This window comes from Virgibacillus sp. LDC1, assembly GCF_025792345.1.
In the GTDB taxonomy this organism is placed as follows: Bacteria; Bacillota; Bacilli; order Paenibacillales; family Paenibacillaceae; genus Paenibacillus_AQ; species Paenibacillus_AQ lautus.
Map to the genome: position 1 here is coordinate 1 of NZ_JAOXLZ010000012.1, position 9926 is coordinate 9926.

Consider the following 9926-nt stretch of genomic DNA (forward strand, 5'->3'; position numbering starts at 1 on the left):
CAGGACCTGCAGTCTTACGTTGCTCACAATTTGTTGTTAAAGAGCTATTAAAAGGAGAAAACTATGTAAAAATGGTTCTCGATGTATTACCGAATACATCTAAAGATGCGTTACAAAAAGAATTACTTACATTATGTGAGAAAAATCCACGTAAAACGATTAAAAATATATTAAAAGGAATTGTACCAGAACGATTTCTTACATTCATTTTAGCCTTAAACGATATTGAAGCAACCGATCATGCTGCTAATATATCAAAAGAATCCATTCAAAAACTCTGTAATACAATAAAACAGTTTACATTTTCCGTTCATGGCTCATTACCAATGGAAAAAGCATTTGTAACTGGTGGTGGTGTTTCTATAAAGGAAATAATGCCAAAAACAATGCAATCTAAACGAATGCCGCGCTTATTTTTTTGTGGAGAAATCCTCGATATCCACGGATATACCGGCGGCTATAACATTACCTCTGCCTTAGTAACCGGCAGATTGGCTGGTATGAATGCTGCTTTAGCTGGCATATGATTCCTGTAATTATTTTTCTGTATTAAGCCACGCTATTAATGCCTGGGATAAAACAGAAAGGATGATAAAATGCAAAAAAATAATGGAGTTTGGTTGCCACTAATTGCCTCCGTTGGAGTTGGCGCAGCAACATTCTATACCATGACAAAGAATAATCAAGGAATAGGTCAAACGATGCAAAAAATGATTCCTTTCGTTTCACAAATGACTGGTTCTTCTGGAACAGGAGATACACAAACCCTAGGCCCACACGGAATGAGTTAAATTGTTAGAAGCGTGTTAATGCACGCTTCTTTCTTTTATTATTAAATAGATGTGGTGCAAAACAAATTTAAACAAATTCAATTATGAACAGCATTTTAATTTAACCATCTTATATAAGGCAAAAGATGCTTGCACTCCCTCTCTTGCTCTAGTATAGTAGTCAATAATTAAATTGATAAGGAGAGAAAAAAATGAAGGGATTTCACCTACTTATAAGAATTGTAATTGCCATTATACTAGGTATTTTACTCGGTTCCTTTGTTCCTGAGTGGACGATTCGTATTTTTGCAACCTTTAACAGCCTTTTTGGAAATTTCTTAAGCTTTGTTATCCCCCTTATAATTCTTGGATTTATTGCTCCTGGTATTGGAACATTGGGACGAGGAGCAGGAAAATTGCTTGGTCTAACTGCGGTAATCGCTTATACATCAACGATTATTGCTGGAGTAATTGCATTTCTTGTTGCTAAAAACCTTTATCCAGCAATGCTTAAAGGACAATCACTTGAAAATTTTTCTGATCCAACTGAAAGTCTTGCTACAACTTATTTAAAGCTTGAAATGGCACCTCCAATCGGAGTCATGACAGCTTTATTACTTTCCTTTGTTATTGGATTAGGAATCGCTGCAATAAAGGGGAACACATTGCTTCATTTAATGAATGAATTTCGAGATATTATCCAATTAGTTATTGAAAAAGTAATTATTCCATTACTTCCATTTCACATTTTTGGTATTTTTGCTAATATGACATTTGCTGGTCAAGTAAGTACCATTTTAAATGTTTTTGCAAAGGTATTCATTATGATCATTATTTTACATCTATTATATTTAACATTACAATACACTGTTGCTGGATCATTGAGTAAGCAAAATCCTTTTGGCATGATAAAGAAAATGCTACCTGCATATTTCACAGCTTTAGGAACACAGTCGTCTGCTGCAACAATTCCAGTTACATTAGAAAGAACGAAGAAATTAAATGTACGCGAACGAGTCGCTGACTTTACAGTTCCACTTTTAGCTAACATTCATTTATCAGGCAGTACAATCACTCTTGTTAGCTGTGCATTAGCAGTTATGTTTTTACAAGGCGATATGGCAAGCTTTTCTAAAATCATGCCTTTTATATTAATGCTAGGAGTTACGATGATTGCCGCTCCAGGAGTGCCTGGAGGTGCCGTAATGGCTGCACTTGGACTATTGGAAACAATGCTTGGATTTGATCCAACAATGGTTTCGCTAATGATTGCGCTATACCTTGCACAAGACAGCATTGGTACTGCATGTAATGTAACAGGAGATGGTGCAATTACTTCGATTATAAACTCTTTTCGAAAAAAGAAAGATCCTGTTGAAGAAGAAATAAGAACAACTGCACAGTAAAGAAAAACTGCTGGAAATAAATTAAGTCAGGCAGTTCATCCAAGGGATGAGCAGCTTGACTTTTTTTGGTTTTCTTTCAAATTTGGTGGTGTAGCTTTCTAGCGCGAGTTTGTAAGCAAAAGGCATACAGATAACGCACATGTCATTTTTTGCATAAAAAAATGGATACGAATTTCGTATCCATTTTCTTTCGCCTGGCGGCGTCCTACTCTCACAGGGGCAATGCCCCAACTACCATCGGCGCTGAAGAGCTTAACTGCTGTGTTCGGCATGGGAACAGGTGTGACCTCTTCGCTATCGCTACCAGACAAATGTCTTTAAAGGAAAGACAAGATATATTATAGGCATTTTCCAAAGAAAATGCAAGGGTTTTTTATTTATACCCTAAAAACTAAATAAGAGTTCTACCAATGACAAGCTGACATAAAGAAAGTTAGTTAAGTCCTCGATCTATTAGTATCCGTCAGCTCCACGTGTCACCACGCTTCCACCTCGGACCTATCAACCTCATCGTCTCTGAGGGATCTTACTCACTCGAAGTGATGGGAAGTCTCATCTAGAGGGGGGCTTCATGCTTAGATGCTTTCAGCACTTATCCTTTCCACACGTAGCTACCCAGCTATGCTCCTGGCGGAACAACTGGTACACCAGCGGTGTGTCCATCCCGGTCCTCTCGTACTAAGGACAGCTCCTCTCAAACTTCCAACGCCCACGACGGATAGGGACCGAACTGTCTCACGACGTTCTGAACCCAGCTCGCGTACCGCTTTAATGGGCGAACAGCCCAACCCTTGGGACCGACTACAGCCCCAGGATGCGATGAGCCGACATCGAGGTGCCAAACCTCCCCGTCGATGTGAACTCTTGGGGGAGATAAGCCTGTTATCCCCGGGGTAGCTTTTATCCGTTGAGCGATGGCCCTTCCATGCGGAACCACCGGATCACTAAGCCCGACTTTCGTCCCTGCTCGACTTGTAGGTCTCGCAGTCAAGCTCCCTTCTGCCTTTACACTCTTCGAATGATTTCCAACCATTCTGAGGGAACCTTTGGGCGCCTCCGTTACCTTTTGGGAGGCGACCGCCCCAGTCAAACTGCCCGCCTGACACTGTCTCCGAACCGGATCACGGTCCTGGGTTAGAATGTTCGTACAGCCAGGGTGGTATCCCACCATTGCCTCCACCGAAGCTAGCGCTCCGGTTTCCAAGGCTCCCACCTATCCTGTACAAGCTGCACAAACATTCAATATCAGGCTACAGTAAAGCTCCACGGGGTCTTTCCGTCCTGTCGCGGGTAATGCGCATCTTCACGCATAGTATAATTTCACCGGGTCTCTCGTTGAGACAGTGCCCAAGTCGTTGCACCTTTCGTGCGGGTCGGAACTTACCCGACAAGGAATTTCGCTACCTTAGGACCGTTATAGTTACGGCCGCCGTTTACTGGGGCTTCGGTTCTACGCTTCGCGCGAACGCTAACGCTTCCCCTTAACCTTCCAGCACCGGGCAGGTGTCAGCCCCTATACTTCGCCTTTCGGCTTCGCAGAGACCTGTGTTTTTGCTAAACAGTCGCTTGGGCCTATTCACTGCGGCTCCTCCTTAAAGGAGCACCCCTTCTCCCGAAGTTACGGGGTCATTTTGCCGAGTTCCTTAACGAGAGTTCTCCCGCTCACCTTAGGATTCTCTCCTCGCCTACCTGTGTCGGTTTGCGGTACGGGCACCTGTGACCTTGCTAGAGGCTTTTCTCGGCAGTGTGAAATCGGGAACTTCGCTACTCTAGTTCACTCCCCATCACAGCTTGAGATTGTTGGACGGATTTGCCTATCCAACTCTCTTACTGCTTGGGCGCACTCATCCATCGGTGCGCTTTCCCTATCCTACTGCGTCCCCCCGTCGCTAATAGCGGTCATGAGGTGGTACAGGAATATCTACCTGTTGTCCATCGCCTACGCCTTTCGGCCTCGGCTTAGGTCCCGACTAACCCTGAGAGGACGAGCCTTCCTCAGGAAACCTTAGGCATTCGGTGAAAGAGATTCTCACTCTTTTTTCGCTACTCATACCGGCATTCTCACTTCCAAGCGCTCCACCAGTCCTCACGGTCTGACTTCACTGCACTTGGAACGCTCTCCTACCATTGTTCGAAGAACAATCCGCAGCTTCGGTGATACGTTTAGCCCCGGTATATTTTCGGCGCAGAGTCACTCGACCAGTGAGCTATTACGCACTCTTTAAATGATGGCTGCTTCTAAGCCAACATCCTGGTTGTCTAAGCAACTCCACATCCTTTTCCACTTAACGTATACTTTGGGACCTTAGCTGGCGGTCTGGGCTGTTTCCCTTTCGACTATGAACCTTATCACCCATAGTCTGACTCCCAAAGCTAAGTAGCTGGCATTCGGAGTTTGACTGAATTCGGTAACCCGGTGAGGGCCCCTAGTCCAATCAGTGCTCTACCTCCAGTACTCTTTCTTTGAGGCTAGCCCTAAAGCTATTTCGGAGAGAACCAGCTATCTCCGTGTTCGATTGGCATTTCACCCCTACCCACACCTCATCCCCGCATTTTTCAACATACGTGGGTTCGGGCCTCCAGTCAGTGTTACCTGACCTTCACCCTGGACATGGGTAGATCACACGGTTTCGGGTCTACGACCGCATACTCATTCGCCCTATTCAGACTCGCTTTCGCTACGGCTCCGTGTCATCCACTTAACCTTGCATACAATCGTAACTCGCCGGTCCATTCTACAAAAGGTACGCCGTCACCCATTAACGGGCTTCGACTACTTGTAAGCACACGGTTTCAGGTTCTCTTTCACTCCCCTTCCGGGGTGCTTTTCACCTTTCCCTCACGGTACTGGTTCACTATCGGTCACTAGGGAGTATTTAGCCTTGGGAGATGGTCCTCCCGGATTCCGACGGAATTTCTCGTGTTCCGCCGTACTCAGGATACACTCCGGAGGAAATTCTTTTTCGATTACAGGGCTGTTACCTTCTGTGGCGGATCTTTCCAGATCGCTTCATCTAAAGAATTTCTTTGTAACTCCGTGTGGAGTGTCCTACAACCCCAAAAGGTAAACCTTTTGGTTTGGGCTAATTCCGTTTCGCTCGCCGCTACTCAGGAAATCGCGTTTGCTTTCTCTTCCTCCGGGTACTGAGATGTTTCAGTTCCCCGGGTCTGCCTCGTGCATCCTATGTATTCAGATACACGTACTATTCCATTACGAATAGTGGGTTCCCCCATTCGGAAATCCCCGGATCAAAGTCTACTTACAACTCCCCGAGGCATATCGGTGTTAGTCCCGTCCTTCGTCGGATCCTAGTGCCAAGGCATCCACCGTGCGCTCTTATTCACTTAACTAACAATGAATAAGCATAATGCTTATATTTGCTTTACGCCTTTGTTGATGTCGTTGGTATTACTCTTATTTAGTTTTCAAGGTACAAGCTTCCACAGGATGTGGTGACTTCTGTGTTCGTCACAGGACGTGACGGGTTTTAACAGAAGACCCTTCTATCTCATCCTTGAGAGACAATAATTCACTCTCTCAAAACTGAACCAAACTGACCAAGTATGCCCTTACCAGAGGACTCGAAAGTCCTCTAGCGTTCCTTCATATTCCTTAGAAAGGAGGTGATCCAGCCGCACCTTCCGATACGGCTACCTTGTTACGACTTCACCCCAATCATTAGTCCCACCTTCGGCGGCTGGCTCCAAAAGGTTACCTCACCGACTTCGGGTGTTACCAACTCTCGTGGTGTGACGGGCGGTGTGTACAAGGCCCGGGAACGTATTCACCGCGGCATGCTGATCCGCGATTACTAGCGATTCCGGCTTCATGTAGGCGAGTTGCAGCCTACAATCCGAACTGAGAATGGTTTTATGGGATTTGCTTCACCTCGCGGCTTCGCTGCCCTTTGTTCCATCCATTGTAGCACGTGTGTAGCCCAGGTCATAAGGGGCATGATGATTTGACGTCATCCCCACCTTCCTCCGGTTTGTCACCGGCAGTCACCTTAGAGTGCCCAACTTAATGCTGGCAACTAAGATCAAGGGTTGCGCTCGTTGCGGGACTTAACCCAACATCTCACGACACGAGCTGACGACAACCATGCACCACCTGTCACTCTGTCCCCGAAGGGAACACACTATCTCTAGTGTTAGCAGAGGATGTCAAGACCTGGTAAGGTTCTTCGCGTTGCTTCGAATTAAACCACATGCTCCACCGCTTGTGCGGGCCCCCGTCAATTCTTTTGAGTTTCAGCCTTGCGGCCGTACTCCCCAGGCGGAGTGCTTAATGCGTTAACTTCAGCACTAAGGGGCGGAAACCCCCTAACACCTAGCACTCATCGTTTACGGCGTGGACTACCAGGGTATCTAATCCTGTTCGCTACCCACGCTTTCGCGCCTCAGCGTCAGTTGCAGACCAGAGAGTCGCCTTCGCCACTGGTGTTCCTCCATATCTCTACGCATTTCACCGCTACACATGGAATTCCACTCTCCTCTTCTGCACTCAAGTCCTCCAGTTTCCAATGACCCTCCACGGTTAAGCCGTGGGCTTTCACATCAGACTTAAAGGACCGCCTGCGCGCGCTTTACGCCCAATAATTCCGGACAACGCTCGCCCCCTACGTATTACCGCGGCTGCTGGCACGTAGTTAGCCGGGGCTTTCTGGTTAGGTACCGTCAAGGTACCGACCTATTCGAACGGTACTTGTTCTTCCCTAACAACAGAGTTTTACGATCCGAAAACCTTCATCACTCACGCGGCGTTGCTCCGTCAGACTTTCGTCCATTGCGGAAGATTCCCTACTGCTGCCTCCCGTAGGAGTCTGGGCCGTGTCTCAGTCCCAGTGTGGCCGATCACCCTCTCAGGTCGGCTACGCATCGTTGCCTTGGTGAGCCGTTACCTCACCAACTAGCTAATGCGCCGCGGGCCCATCTGTAAGTGATAGCCGAAGCCATCTTTTAACTTCTTAACATGTGTTAGGAAGTGTTATCCGGTATTAGCCCCGGTTTCCCGGAGTTATCCCAGTCTTACAGGCAGGTTGCCCACGTGTTACTCACCCGTCCGCCGCTCGTTCCACAAGCGTCACCCCGAAGGGATCTGCTTGCTTCCCGCGCTCGACTTGCATGTATTAGGCACGCCGCCAGCGTTCGTCCTGAGCCAAGATCAAACTCTCCAAAAAAGTTTGTAAGATTGACACCAATCAATCTCAATTTCTTAGCTTGTTCAGAAGTCTTTGCTTCTGATTTTATTTTGAAAAACGAGGTCCGTTTTTCTTGACATACTGGTCGTTTTGTTCAGTTTTCAAAGAGCAAAAAATAATTCGCCGTTCAAATTGGCGACTTGATTATCATACCATGCACACTCTTTAATGTCAATAACTTTTTTGTTATTTCTTTTTCGTTTTTTTATAAAGAATTGCGCTTGTCACCAACCTGCGTTGCTAATTTGGCGACTTTTTAAATATACCATGTTTGCTATGGTGTGTCAACAAAATTTTTAGTTGCATTTCACGGGAAAGATTCTTTCATTCATACTTTCTTCGTGAAGCAACGTTATTAAATTTACCATGATTATTCCCTTAAATCAAGATGAAAAACCAAGAAAAAATGTGGTAAAAAATTCCTTACATTTATTTATCCGAATCAAACCCTTATCAAACACTATTAGTAGTAGTTAAATTCTAATTCTGACCAGGTGTAGTGTAAAGGATAGAAAAAGACACCCTAGCTCAACCGTGAGCCTGGGTGTCCAATATACTTCAATATTCATTATTTATTACGCATTTGCGGGAACAATAGCACATCGCGAATGGATGGAGAATCTGTTAAGAGCATGACCAGACGGTCTATGCCAATTCCTAATCCACCAGTTGGAGGCATTCCATATTCCAGTGCCTCTAAAAAGTCTTCATCCATTAAATGAGCTTCATCATTTCCTTGTGCTCTTTCGTTCACTTGTGCTTCAAACCGTTCGCGCTGATCAATCGGATCATTCAACTCACTGAATGCATTGGCGTGTTCACGACCAACAATAAACAATTCAAAGCGGTCGGTAAAGCGCTCATCCTCTTTGTTCTTTTTCGCCAACGGAGAAATTTCTACTGGATGGCCGTAAATAAATGTAGGCTGTATTAATTTCTCTTCTACTTTCTGTTCAAAAAATTCGTTTACAATATGGCCGTATGTCATTGCATCCGTTATTTCTACATGGTGCTCTTTCGCTAGCTGTTTCGCTTCTTCATCACTCATATGATTCCAGAAGTCTACACCAGTATGCTCCTTCACAGCATCAACCATATGCACTCGCTTCCACTTCGGTTCAAGATTAATTTCTTGTCCCTCATACATAATCGTAGTTTTTCCTAATACCTGTTTTGCAATATGAGCAATCATATTTTCTGTTAAAGCCATAATATCACGATAATCAGCAAATGCTTCATATAATTCGATCATCGTAAATTCTGGATTATGACGTGTCGATACACCTTCATTACGAAATACTCTACCAATTTCATAAACCTTTTCCATACCACCCACAATAAGACGCTTTAAATGCAGTTCAATTGCAATGCGCATATATAATGGAATGTCTAATGCATTATGATGCGTTTCAAATGGACGAGCAGCTGCTCCACCTGGGATTCCATGCATCATCGGTGTTTCAACCTCTAAAAAGCCTTGTCCATTTAAATAGCTTCGCATCTCTTGAATAATCTTACTGCGAAGTACGAATGTTGCTTTACTATCCATGTTCGTAATTAGATCAAGATACCGCTGACGATAACGTTGTTCGATATCTTTTAAACCATGATATTTCTCTGGTAATGGGCGTAAAGCCTTCGTTAGTAATTGGAATTCCGTTGCTTTCACAGACAGCTCGCCTACATTTGTTTTAAACATAGCACCCGTAATCCCAACAATATCTCCTAAATCAACGGAATTAAAAATGCCATAGGCTTCTTCGCCAATTGCATCTTTACGAACATAAATTTGAATTTGTCCACTAGCATCCTGAATGTGAGCAAATCCAGCTTTCCCTTTACCACGCTTTGTCATAACCCGCCCAGCGATTGTCACAACAAAATCGGTGCTTTTTTCTTCTAGCTCTTCTTTCGAATATTTATCATAGCGTTGTTTTAAATCTTCCGCTAAATCTGTACGCTCAAATTTTCCGCCAAATGGGTCGATACCTCGGGTGCGGAGATCCTCCATTTTTTCATAGCGAACACGCATATGTTCATTTAATTCTTCCGACATGTATATCACTCCAATTATTCCTTTATATGTATGGTTAACAGTAACGATCCTTATTAACCACTAGTATATATAAGATTGCATTTGTTTTCATCCATTATTATCTATACGGGCATGATTTGCACAATGTTAAAAACAATAAAGTTATCATATTAGATTCTAGTACGACGTTACCAACCAATTTTGCAAAAGGAGAATCCGCCAGATTATCAACCTGACGGATGCTTATTCATTTGTTAAGACGCTTTATGCTCTCCTTCAAGCTTGGCCACATAAGCATACAAGACTTCCACTACTGCTTCTCTAGATTCCGTTTCATTTATTTGTCTGCGAACCTGTCCGTTTCCGTTTAATCCTTTTAAATACCAAGCTGCATGCTTGCGCATTTCCATAACCGCAACTTTTTCTCCCTTTAGTTGAATCAGTCGATCCATATGAAGGATACAAACATCAATTTTCTCCTTTGGTGTCGGATCTTTAATCAATTCACCTGTTT

The 9926-nt window shown here is 44.3% G+C and carries 5 protein-coding genes and 3 rRNA genes; 3 read left to right on the forward strand and 5 right to left on the reverse strand.

The features are described from left to right. From OHJ21_RS32860 to OHJ21_RS32870, 3 genes are all read left to right on the forward strand, one after another. The coding region (locus tag OHJ21_RS32860) for an NAD(P)/FAD-dependent oxidoreductase (protein WP_486022399.1) at positions 1 to 527 on the forward strand (527 nt) is incomplete at its 5' end. Between the two features lie 69 nt (positions 528 to 596). Continuing rightward, positions 597 to 791, forward strand: coding sequence for a hypothetical protein (locus OHJ21_RS32865; protein WP_284139882.1), 195 nt, complete (start codon positions 597 to 599; stop codon positions 789 to 791). A gap of 191 nt (positions 792 to 982) precedes the next feature. Continuing rightward, entirely contained in the window at positions 983 to 2176 is a 1194-nt protein-coding gene (locus OHJ21_RS32870; RefSeq protein WP_284139883.1) for a dicarboxylate/amino acid:cation symporter, read from the forward strand. A 192-nt stretch (positions 2177 to 2368) separates the two neighbouring features. Here OHJ21_RS32870 and rrf read toward each other — a convergent pair. The 5 genes from rrf to OHJ21_RS32895 form a co-directional block, all read right to left on the reverse strand. Next, positions 2369 to 2484, reverse strand: a 5S ribosomal RNA gene (gene rrf, locus OHJ21_RS32875). A gap of 125 nt (positions 2485 to 2609) precedes the next feature. Beyond that, a 23S ribosomal RNA gene (locus tag OHJ21_RS32880) occupies positions 2610 to 5527 on the reverse strand. A 266-nt stretch (positions 5528 to 5793) separates the two neighbouring features. Next, positions 5794 to 7356 (reverse strand): 16S ribosomal RNA (locus OHJ21_RS32885). The 16S, 23S and 5S rRNA genes sit together here, the layout of an rRNA operon. A gap of 589 nt (positions 7357 to 7945) precedes the next feature. Further along, positions 7946 to 9433 (reverse strand): lysine--tRNA ligase, encoded by a 1488-nt coding sequence (gene lysS, locus OHJ21_RS32890; protein WP_284140744.1) that lies wholly within the window; start codon positions 9431 to 9433, stop codon positions 7946 to 7948. Positions 9434 to 9666: 233 nt separating this feature from the next. Continuing rightward, positions 9667 to 9926 (reverse strand): tRNA-dihydrouridine synthase (locus tag OHJ21_RS32895; protein WP_486022402.1); only part of this gene is annotated, 260 nt, incomplete at its 5' end.

Excerpts from the sequence above, each read along its gene's own strand:
- OHJ21_RS32870 (WP_284139883.1), top strand. The coding sequence starts at position 983 with ATGAAGGGATTTCACCTACTTATAAGAATTGTAATTGCCATTATACTA.
- lysS (WP_284140744.1), bottom strand. The coding sequence starts at position 9,433 with ATGTCGGAAGAATTAAATGAACATATGCGTGTTCGCTATGAAAAAATG.
- OHJ21_RS32865 (WP_284139882.1), top strand. The coding sequence starts at position 597 with ATGCAAAAAAATAATGGAGTTTGGTTGCCACTAATTGCCTCCGTTGGA.